The 15,428-nt window shown below is 41.9% G+C and carries 14 protein-coding genes and 1 other RNA gene; 11 read left to right on the plus strand and 4 right to left on the minus strand.

Annotated features, from left to right (window positions below; all coding sequences use genetic code 11):
- Window positions 1–6 precede the first annotated feature (6 nt).
- Both NJD71_RS01320 and NJD71_RS01325 read right to left on the minus strand, forming a co-directional pair.
- A complete protein-coding gene (locus NJD71_RS01320; protein WP_319050124.1) occupies window positions 7–783 on the minus strand; it encodes a response regulator in 777 nt (258 codons plus the stop codon).
- Window positions 784–1,016: 233 nt separating this feature from the next.
- Window positions 1,017–2,381 carry a glycerophosphodiester phosphodiesterase family protein gene (locus NJD71_RS01325; RefSeq protein ID WP_319050125.1) on the minus strand — a complete coding sequence of 455 codons (1,365 nt, stop codon included), beginning with the start codon at window positions 2,379–2,381 and terminating at the stop codon, window positions 1,017–1,019.
- A 393-nt stretch (window positions 2,382–2,774) separates the two neighbouring features.
- Between NJD71_RS01325 and NJD71_RS01330 the strand changes: the two genes are divergently transcribed.
- The 5 genes from NJD71_RS01330 (at window position 2,775) to NJD71_RS01350 (ending at window position 7,351) form a co-directional block, all read left to right on the plus strand.
- The gene (locus NJD71_RS01330) at window positions 2,775–3,446 is read left to right on the plus strand and encodes an alpha/beta hydrolase (protein ID WP_319050126.1); all 672 of its coding nucleotides are present in this window, start codon (window positions 2,775–2,777) and stop codon (window positions 3,444–3,446) included.
- A gap of 85 nt (window positions 3,447–3,531) precedes the next feature.
- Window positions 3,532–3,890, plus strand: a transfer-messenger RNA (tmRNA) gene (gene ssrA / locus NJD71_RS01335).
- A 376-nt stretch (window positions 3,891–4,266) separates the two neighbouring features.
- A complete protein-coding gene (locus tag NJD71_RS01340) occupies window positions 4,267–4,518 on the plus strand; it encodes a hypothetical protein (protein WP_319050127.1) in 252 nt (83 codons plus the stop codon).
- A 248-nt stretch (window positions 4,519–4,766) separates the two neighbouring features.
- On the plus strand, window positions 4,767–5,012 hold the full coding sequence (locus NJD71_RS01345) for a hypothetical protein (protein WP_319050129.1): 246 nt from the start codon (window positions 4,767–4,769) through the stop codon (window positions 5,010–5,012).
- A 710-nt stretch (window positions 5,013–5,722) separates the two neighbouring features.
- Complete coding sequence (locus tag NJD71_RS01350) at window positions 5,723–7,351, plus strand: long-chain fatty acid--CoA ligase (RefSeq protein ID WP_319050130.1); 1,629 nt, start codon at window positions 5,723–5,725, stop codon at window positions 7,349–7,351.
- 415 nt (window positions 7,352–7,766) lie between these two features.
- Here the strand turns inward: NJD71_RS01350 and NJD71_RS01355 are convergent, their stop codons facing one another.
- Window positions 7,767–8,657, minus strand: a complete 891-nt coding sequence (locus NJD71_RS01355; protein WP_319050131.1) for a hypothetical protein — start codon at window positions 8,655–8,657, stop codon at window positions 7,767–7,769.
- Window positions 8,658–9,202: 545 nt separating this feature from the next.
- On the opposite strand from NJD71_RS01355, the gene NJD71_RS01360 reads away from it, so the two are divergent.
- The 6 genes from NJD71_RS01360 (at window position 9,203) to NJD71_RS01385 (ending at window position 14,243) form a co-directional block, all read left to right on the plus strand.
- Window positions 9,203–10,138, plus strand: coding sequence for a YagK/YfjJ domain-containing protein (locus tag NJD71_RS01360; protein WP_319050132.1), 936 nt, complete (start codon window positions 9,203–9,205; stop codon window positions 10,136–10,138).
- A 116-nt stretch (window positions 10,139–10,254) separates the two neighbouring features.
- Window positions 10,255–10,545 (plus strand): hypothetical protein, encoded by a 291-nt coding sequence (locus NJD71_RS01365; RefSeq protein ID WP_319050133.1) that lies wholly within the window; start codon window positions 10,255–10,257, stop codon window positions 10,543–10,545.
- A 35-nt stretch (window positions 10,546–10,580) separates the two neighbouring features.
- Window positions 10,581–11,573 carry a DUF932 domain-containing protein gene (locus NJD71_RS01370; RefSeq protein ID WP_201558740.1) on the plus strand — a complete coding sequence of 331 codons (993 nt, stop codon included), beginning with the start codon at window positions 10,581–10,583 and terminating at the stop codon, window positions 11,571–11,573.
- Between the two features lie 168 nt (window positions 11,574–11,741).
- Window positions 11,742–12,806 carry a YqaJ viral recombinase family nuclease gene (locus NJD71_RS01375; RefSeq protein ID WP_442967635.1) on the plus strand — a complete coding sequence of 355 codons (1,065 nt, stop codon included), beginning with the start codon at window positions 11,742–11,744 and terminating at the stop codon, window positions 12,804–12,806.
- A 106-nt stretch (window positions 12,807–12,912) separates the two neighbouring features.
- On the plus strand, window positions 12,913–13,830 hold the full coding sequence (locus NJD71_RS01380; RefSeq protein WP_319050135.1) for a recombination directionality factor: 918 nt from the start codon (window positions 12,913–12,915) through the stop codon (window positions 13,828–13,830).
- 161 nt (window positions 13,831–13,991) lie between these two features.
- Window positions 13,992–14,243: a helix-turn-helix transcriptional regulator gene (locus tag NJD71_RS01385; protein WP_319050136.1), complete on the plus strand. Its 252-nt coding sequence runs from the start codon at window positions 13,992–13,994 to the stop codon at window positions 14,241–14,243.
- A 107-nt stretch (window positions 14,244–14,350) separates the two neighbouring features.
- Here NJD71_RS01385 and NJD71_RS01390 read toward each other — a convergent pair whose 3' ends face one another.
- Complete coding sequence (locus NJD71_RS01390) at window positions 14,351–15,151, minus strand: alpha/beta fold hydrolase (RefSeq protein WP_319050137.1); 801 nt, start codon at window positions 15,149–15,151, stop codon at window positions 14,351–14,353.
- Window positions 15,152–15,428: the final 277 nt, after the last annotated feature.

The raw sequence follows: 15,428 nt of genomic DNA on the forward strand, positions 1-15,428 counted from the left end.
CCATTATCAAGCAGGACATAGTGCGTAACCCAGTCCGCGATGTGTGTGAATCACATCGATACTCGCATCGACGGTCGCCAACTGCTTACGAATCGACTTAACATGACTGTCTATGGTTCGCGCCAAGCGATGATCGGGATAGTCGCTTACTGCATTAAGCAGTTGCTCACGACTAAAGACTTGGTTCGGTGCTTGTAATAATGACAGTAAGATTTTGCGCTCGGTGTTACTAAGCTCAAGCTTTTGTCCTTGCCATCTCAATGAGTAATTAAGCGGCTGATAGTGCCAAACACCAGATTGATTCTCGAACGTCAGTGCCTGCCCAGATAGGTTACTTGAGGGTGTGTTTTCAACTTTGTCATTAGTTGTATAAGATTCAGACTGCTGAACCAGTAACTGCTCACGTCGCCAAATAGCTTTTAAGCGTGCGACTAGTTCACGTGGACTAAAGGGCTTGGCACAATAGTCATCACCGCCCATCTCCAACCCCAAAATACGATCGACCTCATCGCTACGAGCAGTCAAAAAAACGATAGGTAAATCTTTTAGCGTATCGATATCAGTTGCATGGCGTATTTGTTGGCACAGACTCAGACCATCACCATCTGGCAGACCGACATCCATAATAATCGCCGATAGGTCGCGAGCCTTATCACTGTGCAGCATGGGTAACACACTACTGGCATTATCTAACCATGTCATATCCCAGCCTTCACGCTTGCAAGTCACTTTGAGTGACATGGCAATAGCAGGATCATCTTCTACTAGTAAAATATGGGTCATAGTCTCTACATCGTCTTATAAGCTTATTAAATTATCGTAGCACAAAAGCGTATATTGCTATTGCTGCCATGAGTCAAATGATGTGAAAAGTTAATGGAAAAGGGAGGTGCTAAGTAAACCGTTTATGACGTTACTCCCTTAATGCATTTAATAAAAAAGGTCAGCTCAATGAACCAGCTGACCTTGGTAATACAAACTAAGCATGATTATCTATCAATAAACTAAGCGAAAATCTATTTAAGACCTTTGCAGTTGGCATAGTAGCTCACCGTAGCGGGCCAATCTGAAAAAATGCCTTGGACACCGACGTCCTGCGCTAGTACGTCAATATAATTCATCATATCACCATCATTGTTGATAGCATCACCAAGACCGCTATAGTACCAATCGCCACCATCGGTTAATGGTCCTGAACGCTCTATCGACCAGGTAATGATTTTTAGACCATTGGCTTTGGCTTGTTTTGCGTATTCTGATGGTTGCATATTTCCCTTATCATCAGTAGTGACTAATAGCCAAAGTGCTGGGGCAATGGTGTTGATACCACGTGCTTTGATATCAGCCAATGAGTGCTTCCAAGTGGTTGCGTCATTTTTATCAAATGTTTTATCCTCAGCGGTCTCATTACTGTCATCAATAAGATAGACGGCATTAGCCCCATAAGCGGGCTCATTTTTGATCCAGTAATCAAGATCTTCTATATTAAATGACTGGGCAAATACATCGCTTGCAGGTACATCTGCTGCCTTATAAGTATCTATCAGCTGTTGACGGTAGTCGTTCAAACGATAGCCATTAAACGGCATGGTTACGGCGGGTGCTTTTAGCTCAGGTGTGTGCTTCATACCCAGCTTGCGAGCCAACGCGATATGCTCTTTCAAGGTTAACACTTTGCCGTTTTGCGAGTATAAGTCCGTTCGCCAAGGCGCGGTTGCATTCATATAGTCACTAATACTGGTTGCTTTTTTATTGGCAGCATCCATCTTACCCGTCAAGGCTTTAAACTCAGCACCGCTAATATCTGAGGTTCGGCACTCGATACTGCCGGCATTGGTAAGTTTGCCTTTAGCATCTAAGATGGGCGGTACGGTACATTGGTTGGCTAGCGGCGTGGTCAAAATATTAGTAGTGGTGTGCAAATCGTTTTGGGCATGACGACAGACAAGCTCCCCATCATTGGTAAACGCCACATCACATTCCAAGATGCCAGCACCCATTTGCGCTGACGCCACATAGCTATCATAGGTATGTTCAGGCAGTTGTAATGGCGCACCTCGATGGGCAATAGAGAAGTCAGTCTTACTTGGCAGTTGCCCTCTGCACGCCTGTAACTCTTCTTTTAGTGGTCCCTCGTCCATATCATTGATCAGATAAAACGGACGTACCCCATAAGTATACGCGAGAGGTGAAGACGACTGTGGTTGCAGTTGTGCAGTTGATGAAGATGCTTTTGATGTGAGCATTGAGTGGCTATCGGCAGTGCAACCTACTATCAATAATGAGCTGATCAGCGTTAAAGGTAAGGCGAGATTAATCTTATTAACCTTGGCCGGCGTCTGCTTACTCAGCTCAAGCGCTGATTTATTAGAAATTGTCATGTAAAATGTTCCTGCAAAATTATAAAAATCCCATCAGCTATCTTTATGGGAATTAAAAAATTAACGTTTTGCTAAAAAGCACTGAAGGCCATCTTCTTGTAAGAACTTAACCGTGTAAGAATTTAGCATTAATGCGGACACTATTGTAAGCACATGTACTAAAGAATAGACAGTTAACAGTATTCAAGCTTGATAGTATTGAAACTATCGGTCTTAAGATCATACGTGTCTTTTTATAGGGTTCACATTTTTGCTATGGTCTGTTTCATGCTGCACTATTGACCATACTCTCAAACTAACAGATGATATTGACCATATAATGACACACACATTATTTTGGCAAACAACATAGAAATGCTTAAGGCATATCTCACTACATTATTAAGGATAACTATGAGTAACTATTTAGACGCAGTTGTCGTTGAGCACAATCCCTCTCAAAAAAAGATAGATCGCGCAGTGATTTGGCTACATGGCCTAGGTGCTAGCGGTCATGATTTTGAGCCAGTGGTACCGCAGCTTGGGTTGGCTGATGATATGGCAGTACGTTTTATCTTCCCACATGCACCTAAACGCCCGGTCACGGTAAACGGCGGCATGGTGATGCCAGCATGGTACGACATCATAGAGATGAGTCTGGAGCGTAAAGTAGATGTGGCTCAAATTGAAGAGTCTGCTCAGCAGATACAAGATTTGATCAGTCGTGAGATAGAGCGTGGTGTGTTACCAGAGCATATCGTTATTGCAGGGTTTTCGCAGGGCGGGGCAGTGGCATATCACGTAGCACTCGGCTATCCAGAACGTTTGGCTGGCTTGATGACGCTTTCTACCTACTTAGCAACCAACGACAATATCGAGTATAGTGCTGCCAACAAAGACATGCCCATTTTGATTGAGCATGGTTCACATGATCCAGTCGTGCCTGTCATCCTAGGTGAGCAAGCACAGCAGTTACTATTAGCAAAGGACTATAATGTGTCTTACAATACGTATCCGATGGCACATCAAGTCTGTATGCTGCAGATCCAAAATATTGGTCAGTGGTTAAATACTGTTTTGGCGTAAATTATTAAGCTGTAACGTAATGTAATGCAAGTCTACTATAGGTTGAAAACTTGCCTGATATTCCTATATAATAAGCGACCTTATTGGGGATGTTCTGGCTTCGACGCTGGTGATGAAACTCAATGATGCATGTCGAGAGTGTATGTCCTCTCGTTAATCAAACATATATTGTTATAGTCGCAAACGACGAAACTTACGCTCTAGCAGCATAAACCCTGCTTACTTAGTTGCTGATCACCTACAGTTGGTTAACTAAGTTGAAGCGTCCGCATGTAGGCTCGCCACAAGGGATTGTCTCAATCGCTTGGGTTCAAAAGTAGAGAATCGTCCAATCCATCCTGACTGTCGGATCGGTGCGGATTAAATTTAAAGACAGAAACTAAACATGTAGATTCATGAGCGTAATGCTGGCGGACGCGGGTTCAACTCCCGCCATCTCCACCAAACATTGATAAAGGGCTGACCGTCATAGACTGTTAGCCCTTTATTTTTGGCGTTTTTTGGGTTTTAAGTTCTATCTTGTCCTATGGCGCTCCATATAGAATGTTGGTATTACTAGTGGTACCAAATATTATAAACCTGCTCAATATCAACAAAAATAGTTCGACCCTCCCACGCTATCCTATCATCAAATCGCATAGTTTCTGGTCTAATAAATCCTGTTAGTTGTGCCATCCTAATCAACGAAATCTCTATCTTATGTGATGAGATTTGCGCTCTAATACGCCCATTCAAAACTTCTGAGTCTAAAAAATATATTGCAGAAAGTGAATTTATAGGTAAAGTAGAGACTCAACAGGTCATATTTTAAGGATTAGAGATGATTATCGAACTACAAGGAAGTAGGTTGACACAAGCGATCCTAGAACGCAGCGATACTGGTGTATGGTGTGCTGTGAGCAATGTTAATGACGATCATGCGATGGCAACTGTCGATAATGGGTATTACGAATTATTGGTCACTATCGTATCTTTTGAACAAGATAAGTTTGTCTGCGATCAAGGCAATTTATGGCGCTATGCTGTACCGATTAAAAAAGTTGAGCTTACTCAGGATGAAGTAGGGCTGTAAGCAGTTATTGTCTAAAACAGTTGGACCTTGTGGGTCTGAGCATCAGCATTTATAGTCATTCAACGATGCGCTTGGACTATTATAGTCGCTTCTTTAACGGTTAATTGTATGTCATGATCTTTATGTAGAATAACAATGGCACGCATAAAACAGTTAGGACATCGGAACTCTAAGATATATTCAGGTGACTGCTCCTATTATCCCAATTGTTTAACTGAACGATCATATTCATCGTAGGAGTTATCATTATGGATAAGGGAGTTGTAGGAAGCGAGTTGACCCGTTCAATGCTTAAGAATGGTCACCAAGAAGTATGGTGTGCAGTGAGCGACATAAGCGATGAAGATGCGTTAGATGACCAAGCGGATAACGATTTTACAGCTTGTATTGTAAATTTTGAAGAGGGACAGTTTTATTGTAATGCTGATAGGACGTGGCTTTATGCTGTGCCAATCGAGATAAGTGAACTGACACAAGATGAAGCTGGTTTCTGAGTAATAGACATAAGTCAGATAGTTGTTGATGAGAGTCATTTGTAGTGATATATTTTCGATTATATTGCGCAACTATTGAGGGTGTTATGATGAAATTGTGGTCAGCATATATTGTATCGTTATTACTGATGGCACCCGCCATGCAGGCGAATGCTCAGAATAAGCCATGCTCTGGTAAAATGGGCGGTGTGTCTCATTGCGAAGGTGGCAAGTTCGTGTGTAAGAATGGCAAAATTAGCCAGTCGAAGAGAGTATGTAATGGCTAATAACGCAAACATATTTCGACATTGTCTGTTACCTTTGTAATTAAAAAAGTAGCTATAGCGCCCGGCTCAAAAGTATGTCGCATCATACTTAATTTTGATGACATTATAAGTTGAGCACTCGTTTACTGTCTTTGCTCATGACTACTAAATATCAAAAATCCGATCACTTAAGGTGGTCGGATTTTCTGTTTTACTATTATTTGTTGAAAGCGTTAACAGCAGGGGGGCTTATAAATCTCTGTTAGAGAAGTCATAAATAAAAGGCGTGATTTTAATAATCTAGCACTAGATGCTTGGTAGTAGGCTTTTGTTATCTAATCAGCTCATAATATTCGCTTGTCATCATCCATAATTCTGATTATTCTTAGTTGTGGCCTAATTTTAGCATCAGAAGATGTACTCATAAGAGTAAGGTGACATTAAAACAACTACAGGGAATGTACTATGTTAGGAAAAATGATGTATCAGCCATTGCTGATCAGCGGTCTTATCGAACACGCCGCGCGCTACCATGGCGATACGGCGGTTTTGTCCAAAGAAGTAGATGGTCAGATGACTCATACCAATTGGCAGAGTATTTCGGATAACTCAAAACGACTGGCTAATGCCTTATCTGCCCTTGGACTCAAGTCTTCAGAGCGCCTTGCCACACTAGCGTGGAATAACCATCGTCATCTAGAGGCGTGGTATGCCATTTCAGGCAGTGGGATGGTTTGTCATACCATCAATCCACGCTTATTCCCTGAGCAGCTAAGCTACATTATCAATGATGCTGATGATCGTGTACTTTTCTTTGATGTCACCTTTTTGCCACTCATTATGGCAATTAAAGAAGATATCAAAGGTATTGAACACTTTATTTGTCTAAGTGATCGAGATGATGATGTTGTCGCAAAGCTACCGAATGTATTATTCTTTGACGAATTACTAGCAGATCACTCTCCTGACTTTGAGTGGCCTCAGTTCGATGAGTCTACTGCCAGCTCGTTGTGCTACACATCAGGTACGACAGGCAACCCTAAAGGGATATTGTATACCCATCGATCGTCTGTACTTCATGCGATGGCGCTGTGTATGCCTGATGTCTCAGCGCTATCTGCTCAAGATGTCTTGCTACCTGTAGTACCTATGTTCCATGTGAATGCGTGGGGCACTCCTTATGCTGCTGCATTAACTGGTTGCTCCTTGATGCTTCCAGGTCCCAATCTTGATGGCGACAGCCTAGTTTCTCTCATTGACGATTATCACGTGACTGTCGCTTTGGGCGTCCCAACAATTTGGCAAAGTCTATTGACCGCTGCTAAAGCCAGAGGAAGTAAGCTAGACAGCATGACACGTACTATCGTTGGCGGGGCTGCCTGTCCACCATCAGTAATCAAAACCTTTAGAGAAGATTTTAACTGCGATGCGGTACATGGCTGGGGTATGACGGAGACCAGTCCACTTGGCACAATGAATCAAATCAAAGCTAAGCATAAATCACTGAGCAAGGATGAGATTAACGAGTTACGTAATTCTCAAGGTCGTCCGCCTTATGGCGTACAGTTACGCCTCATAGATACTGACGAGCCGCTCAAAAGAGTGAAAGAAGATGGCATCTCTCAAGGTCGCCTACAAATCAAAGGTCACTGGATTATCAACGACTACTATACGGAAAACCCTGATGCGATAACGGAAGATGGCTGGTTCGACACCGGTGATATTGCAACCATTGATGCTGATGGCTATATGAATATTCGTGACCGATCAAAAGACTTGATCAAATCTGGTGGGGAGTGGATATCTTCAGTAGAACTTGAAAACATTGCAGTGGCACATCCACAGATAAAAATGGCAGCCGCAATTGCTGCAAAACACAAAAAATGGGGCGAGCGTCCAGTACTAATTGTAGTTAAAGAAGAAAATGTAGAGCTCGACGAGGCACAAGTGCTGAGTTTTTATGAAGACAAGATTGCTAGCTGGCAAATACCTGACAAAGTTATTTTTACAGAAAGTATTTTGCTTAATGGCGCTGGAAAAATGGTGAAAAAAGACTTACGTGACGACTATGGTGATGCACTACTAGAGATGTGATAGTGGTCTCTTATACCATGATATCAGCATAACTTTAAAAGTCTCAAGTATGACATGACATAGGTTTTGCTGAGCGTAGTGGTGCAAGTGAGAATATTTGAAACGCTTTTTGAATATCTTGGCTTGTGCCACGACTCTAGTTATTATGGCAATTGCGCATGGAGTATTGATATATAGAGCTTTTGAATAAAGTTCTATGTAGCAGGACAGTATAGAACGCCAGATACAAAAAAGCCCCTGATATCAGGGGCTTTAGCTGTTCTATAAGATAGTATAGGACTATGTAATGGTACCCGGAGCCGGAACGATTATTGATAGCTAAGGTATTGATTTTATTATAATAGTAAATATGAGGATTTTTCAGTGTACATGGTAGTGTACATAAAATTTAAGTTTCGTATTTCAGCTATCTAAGCTAATTGAGACTATTATACTCTTTATCAATCATTTGCTGAAGATACTCCTTACTACTTAAACTATATTCATCCGCTAATTTTTTTAGCTTATTCATATGGCGTCTCGTCAAGAAATACTCTTGGGCGGTCTCAGCATCTTTTTTGTCACGAAATTTTTTTTGACTCCAAGCGTTGCGCATTTTATTCAACACGTCCTTTTTGAAAAGGCTCATCTTATAAGAACGACTGTTTCTATGTTTAAGAGTGTCTAGTGCGTCTAGAGATGCGCAAATTTGCACATAGTAAGTGCTCAGATCATTACACAAAAATAATGGGTTCTGGATAAGATATCCATGTGTGCCTAAGTAGCTATGCGCCCATAAAATTTGTTTTTCATTTTTACTATCCAACCACTCTAGGTCTTGTGGCATAGTCCGTATATTATTATATATACCTTTAGCTTTGTTTATAAAGTCTCTTTTCCATTCAACCTTATAGTCAAAAAGTTTAGCTTTATCTCTATGTGGCAAACGTATGTTTGTTAGATCAAAGCATGTGATTAAGTTGCTTTGGAAGTCAGCAGAGTAATTTTTCCATTGAAATGAATCTTTATTGTAATAATAAGAGTAATGATCAAACCATAATGCTGCTCTCAAATCATCTTGTAGCCAAACTATAGACTCATCAGGTAACACATTAGCTTTAGAAAAAATAGCAAGTGATTCTCTATAACTTTCTGTTAACTCAAGGCTATTACAGGCAGTGTTTAGATACTCTAAATCGTTAGGAAGGTCCACGTTATATCCATCTGAAATCAATTCGTTTAACGTAATATTAACCTGCCTCTGAGTTAATTTTAACTTTATATTCTTTTCTGGATTAAGCTTAATCACATCATTAGTATCAGTCATTTTACATCTTCTCTTCAATATTTTAAGTAATATTTTACTAACGATACCATAATTTAACAATAATATTTAAATAAATTTATAATAATAATATAGTAATAATTTAATAAATAAATTTTAGCTAAACCCTCGATACTACTAGTGTAGGGTAGTATATTAGCGTTAGTATGTTAAATAAAGAAAATTAAATAATAAATATAAAGAATATTTGTTCAGGTGTTTTTATTATCATCTGCCGCCTATCACAGATATGCTTGTGAATTCTTCTATATGCACTAAAGCTTTTGTTTATAATTTCTAGTGCCTTGATTACGAAAAATATCAGTTAAATGCATGATTCGAATAACACCTTGATACACGGTATATTTCACACAAATAGGATCGACTATACCGCTAGTATTCACATGCTCCACTAGCAGGTTATTTATATTATTATATGTAGCAGCGTCACTACGCTGACTATCTTCACACTAAACCACCAGTAGTCAGAATAAAAAAATATGGTGTAGCTCTACTATGTGCAAGACAAACCACATAGGAGAAACATCATGAAATACAGTAACCATAATCAAAATTTTCTAATGACTAAAGTCCATCAATTAGTCATCAATATTATCTCCAGTCGAGCTAAATCAGACTCTATTATTTCTGACTCGTTCATTAATGAGCTGAACAACTTGTATCAACCATTCATGTATTGTTATGAGCCTGATACTGAGCTGGTTTACTCGATGCCCATCAACGCTTTTTTTATTAGTACGCAGCTTATTGTCGGTGATCAATATCCTAATGAAGTGATTTGGGATAATAGCAACGTAGCTGAGCTGATCGATAGATTACGTTGCTATAAAAGAGAGATTAATCGTGAGAAATGTGTTTTAAAATATGAAGAAGGGAAAAATAAGGAGTCGTTAGGTCAGTACATCACTCAATTATTCAATCATCATGCACGGCTGATATTTGTTCGTGTCGATCTCAAATACGCTAAAGATTGTAGCCACTTGATTACTATCGAAGACTTTCACGACCATATAAAAAAGCTATGTCAGATGATAAGAAATGAAGACACTTGCTTTAGATGCTTACAAGGTTATGCATGGGCGCTTGAGCAGGGAGGCATCGAGGGCGGATTACATTGTCATTTGTTGCTGATATATGACGGTAATAAGAGACAAAATGATTGGTATATCGCAAAAGAGGTTGGTGAAAAGTGGAAGGTCATTACTGGTGGTCTAGGCGAGTGCTATAGTTATCACGATAAAGAGACTAAGCAGGGTTATGAGCGAAACGGTAAATTAGGTATCGGTATGATTCATCGTAATGAACCTCAAGAGGTTGAAAATGCTTTAGATTCAGCTTTATACCTAACAAAGCCAAGCAAGGAAGATCAGCACTTAAAAGTATGGCTCCCAAACATGAACACCTTTGCACATGGTCGATACCGCACATCCGACCGCCGAGGACTACCGCCCATATCAAAATAATTTCAGATATATACTATTACCACGAGATGGAGCATAGCCTACCAGTGCATGCTTTCATCCTGTGACAAGGTCTGCTTCTAGCAGGCCTTTTTTATGCGCAAAATTTAGGAGTATATATGAAAACCCTATGTCCTAGCTGTCAGTCATCTTTGGTCTACGAGATGACTGATGGTAGTCAAATCAATCTTATTGATCAGCTGTTATCCCCTGCGGTATTAGTCAGCCTTGGCGTTAGTCTTTGCAAAGCATTTAAAGTACATCCTGCTATAGGTGTGGTTGCAGGAACAACGGTAGCAGCGCTTATTGAGATCACTCAGTCTCATCAAGCGCTGCCAATGCTGGTCAATAAGCAATATCGCTGTGATGACTGCTCGCATGTCTTCACCACCTTTCACTCATTCACTTAAACTCAATTTAATCATAATACAAAAGGAAAATTATCATGGCACATTTAATCGAGAGTATGGCATACGTTGGCGACACTCCTTGGCATGGCCTTGGCAGTGAGCTATCCCCTAAACAGCCGCTTGAGGTATGGGCGCGTGAGGCAGGTATGGATTGGCGTATTGAATCATCAGACGTCAATTTCATGGCTGAGAACGATCGAGGGCATAATCTTATCTTGCCCTTTGCTGAGCAAAAGGTCTTGTATCGCTCAGATACCTTTGATCCGTTATCCGTAGTCAGTCAGCGCTATCAAGAAGTGCAACCTGAAGAGATCCTAGAGTTCTATCGTGATCTCACTGAGCAATCGCACTTTGAGCTTGAAACAGCAGGTGTGCTAAAGGGTGGCCGTAAGCTGTGGGCGCTTGCTCGTACAGGTCAATCAGCGTCTTTACGTGGCGGTGATGTCAGTCACGGCTATTTATTGCTCGCTACCGCTTGTGATGGCACGCTTGCAACCACGGCGCAGTTTACTAATATTCGTGTGGTGTGTAATAACACGCTCGCGGTAAGCCTCGCTGATGGTAGCGGCGGTGTGGTGAAAGTACCGCACTCTACCTCGTTTGATGCTGACAAGGTTAAGCAGCAATTGGGCGTGTCCGTTAATCAGTGGGATGAGCATATCTATGAGATGAAGCAATTGTCTGAGCGCCGTGTTACGCAAGCAGAAGCCGCTAATTACTTGAGCCGTGTGTTTAACGATCAAGACAATGACATCATCTTGTTTAACAGCGCTAAGAAAGAAAAAGACGCAGTTCCTAATGCCAAAGCGATGAATAAGGTGATGACTATGTTTAACGGTCAAGGACGCGGAGCGGATCTCGATGCTGCCAAAGATACCGCTTATGGTTTGCTTTGTAGTATCACTGAGTACGTGGATCATGAACGCCGTGCGATGAACACCGACAATCGCTTAAATTCCGCTTGGTTTGGCGCTGGCGCTAAGCTTAAGCAAAAAGGCTTAGAAGAGTCACTACGTATGCTGGCCTAACTGTCTTATCACCACACATTAAACCACGCTTAAAAGCGTGGTTTTTTTATGCCGTTTACTCAGATCATTAGTTATCAACGTATCAACAATTAATTTAATAAGGAATCTATCATGGAAACTATCGCATTAAACACAACTATTCAGCCAAGTCGTCGTAAGCGTAAAGCGATGCAATCTAAGCACACAAAGTCGACTGCTACTATTAATGTTAAGACTAACGGGCTTAGCCCTAGTGAAGAGAAACCTAAGCAAACTACATCATCTCAGCCCAAACGCTTAATTAACACCAAAGACTTAAGCCGTGAAGAGTGGTTAGCCGTTCGCAAACAAGGCATAGGCAGTAGTGACGCTGCTGCTGCTTGCGGTATTCATCCATATTTGTCGATGCTTGAGCTATGGATGATTAAGACCGGACGCATGAGCTCAGACTTAGATGAAAGCATAGAAGGCTATGCGCCGCTGTATTGGGGCAATACTTTAGAGCCGATGGTGGCTAAATACTATCAAGAAAAGACAGGAAACAAAGTACGGCGCGTCAATGCTATATTGCAGCACCCCGATCCTGACAAAGCCTTTATGCTTGCCAATCTTGACTACGCGGTGACAGGCAGTGATGAGGTGCAGATACTGGAATGCAAAACCACTGGTGAGCATGGCGCGAAATTATGGCGAGATGGCGTACCGCTATACGTGACCTGCCAAGTGCAACATCAACTAGCCGTTACAGGTAAACAAGCCGCTCATATCTGTGTCCTGCTTTGCGGACACGAGGCCAAGATCTATAAGGTTGAGCGTGATGAGCGTTTGATTGCATCAATTATTGAGCATGAGCGTTTGTTCTGGCAGTACGTGGAGACGGACACACCACCCACGCCTGATCACTCTGAGTCAGCCGCTCGTGCGCTTAAGCTGCTTTATCCTGAGCCTAAGCCTACAAGCAAGATAGACTTTAAGAATGATGAGGGCGCGAACAAGCTGTATGAGCAATTATTAAGCTATCGCGACTATATGGATGAGCTACAAGAGCGTCATGACACCGTCAAGCATCAACTGCAAAGCCTCATTAAAGATCATGAGGTGGCGGTCTTTGACAAGGGCGCGATCTCATGGAAGCGTAGTAAGGATAGCGTGAGCTTAGACAGCAAGGCGGTGATCAAAGCGCATCCTGAGCTGATGGATAAGTTTAGTAAAACTCGCCAAGGCAGTCGTCGCTTTGTGGTGTTAAATGATTAAGCACAAATCGAAGCAGTTAATACATTAACCAAAGACAAACGCATAAACGCCCACCTTCACAGGTGGGCTTTTTTATGTCTTATAAATTAATAAAAGGAACACCACTATGATTAAAGGTCTAACCATAACTCCGCCCGTACTCGGTCGTATCAGCATTGGACGCGTCATCAATAAAGAAGGCAAACGCCTCCCTGCTAAGGACGATCAATTCACTATTACCAGCCAAGTGCAGAATAAGGACGGCTGGGTCAATCATCCACTCGATGCCAAACTGCGTAAAGGTAATGACAGTAAGCTGCGACAAATACCCGTTCGTATGCTGTTTAATGATCCTGATCTAAACCTACGTGCTCAGTACACGCTATTTGATCGGCAGACAGGCAGACCATTATGCGTGGGAGATGGCGAACACTGTCAGCGCCGTACCAACAATGGCGTGGAGCAACTGCCTTGTCCGTCGCCTGATCGTTGTCCACTCGCGCAAGGCGGCGCTTGTAAACCCTACGGTCGTTTGTACGTCAATCTATCAGAGGATGATGAGCTAGGTACGTTTATCTTTCGTACGACGGGCTTTAATAGTATTCGTACGCTTGCAGCAAGGCTGCGCTACTTTGCCGCCGTGTCCGGTAACAAGCTGTCATGTTTACCACTGCAATTAACACTAAGAGGTAAAAGCACCACGCAAAGCTATCGCACACCCATTTACTTCGTAGATCTCACGCTACGTGATGAGGTGACGCTTAAAGATGCGGTACAACAGGCTAAGGCGATTGATCATGAGCTGAGCGAACACGGCTTTGACCAAAGTGCGTTAGAGCAAGCGGCTAAACAGGGTTACGCCAATTCATGCTTTGAGGTCGATGATGAAGCAAGTGAGCTGATGGAAGAGCTTTATCCAGATGAAGCCGGTCTCACGAGTCAGCCGCAAGTTCAGAAACAAAAACAAGTGCCCAATGGCTTAGATACCCACAACGTGACCAGCATTGAGCAAAGACTACGAGAGAGCGTGACGACTGTAAGCTAGCACACCGCAAGTACACGGCATAAAAGGGAGCTGATCTGTCAGCTCCTTTTTTTTATGGGTTTCACTAACGCTTACGGATGCTATGGGATGGCATAAAAAAATATGGGACTCGGTAAGTATATGAGAGATACCGCTCTCATTCACTTACGAAGGAGATAATCATGGAAAACCTAAATTCAGCACAACCAGTCATTGAACAATGCAATCATATTCCGCAGCTGCTTAGCATCAAGGATGTGATTCATTACACAGGGCTTAGTCGCTCAACGATTTATGAGATGATCAATGAAGCGTCTGACCGCTACGACCCTACTTTCCCAAAAAAGGTACAAGTTACTCAGTCTAGGGTAGTGTGGGTAGCAAGTGAGATCGCGGAGTGGATTAATAGTAAGATTGAGGCAAGATTAGCATAAAACTAGTGAACCGCCTTGACTCTAACGAGTAGGGCGGTTTGTTCTTTTATTTTTAAAATAGTGTATGACTTATACAAAAGCGACTATAAAATACGTTACCCAGTACCTCATGAGTGCGCTGAGATGAAATTGGTAATATATTCGTTTACAATTTTTGGTTGCTCCAGTGCCACTGAATGACCAGCGTTAGAAACGACAAACATTTCGCTATCAGCTACTGCTTTGGCTATATTTTCAGACAGCGAGACTTCATAAGCATGATCTTGCTCGCCTGCTAGTACCAATAGTGGGACCTTACAGTCTTTAAGCTCGTCTAATACACCTTTTCGATGAATGACACCATGAGCGCTACGTGAAATATCTGGCCCTAGTGCCGTCATAAAGTCACGCCAACGTTCGCGCTCATTCGAACGAGACTCGTCTGCTAGGTAATCATCACCAAACATGATGTACATCAGTGTATCGATGAATGGTTCAGTACCATTTGCTTCTACACCATCGATAAGCGGTGAGAACTCTGCTAGCTTATATTCAAGCTCTCCGCTAGATCCAAGTACTATGCATCCTTTTAGTAAGTCTGGGCGACGAGCTGCTAACCGCAGAGCAATAAAGCCGCCCATGGAGTTTCCAGCAAAAAAGCAAGGGGCTAGATCAAGCGTCTCAATTAAAGCTGCGGCATCATCAGTCAAAGTATCCATATCGACACTTTTTAACTCCGTACGAGCGCTTTTTCCTTGGTCTCTATGGTCATAGGTCACCACTCTAATGTGCTTAGAAAGTTCTTCTATTTGGTGAACAAACATTTCTCTATCGAAAAATAGTGAATGGCTTAGCACCAAAGTTGGAGCATCCTTGGGGCCTTGTTCATCATAAAAAAGCGTAGTTCCATTAACGTTGGTTGTTGGCATAGTCTTCATCCTTGTAGTAAACACCATTAATTCAAATAGATAGCATCACATGAAATTAATAATAGCATAGGAAAACTTTAAATGACTATCGTTAATGCATTTATGACTATACTTCAATGCGTAACGATATGACACTTTCTATCAAACCATATTTCATTCCGCTAACTACCAAAAATAATCAGCACCTCACTAAACCCTCACGACAACCATCGTCGTCTACCCTTTATTTGCTCTTGAATTTTCAAGCACGCTATCTCTACAATCAAAGGCATCTCTG

The organism is Psychrobacter sp. PP-21 (assembly GCF_033790785.1).
In the GTDB taxonomy this organism is placed as follows: Bacteria; Pseudomonadota; Gammaproteobacteria; order Pseudomonadales; family Moraxellaceae; genus Psychrobacter.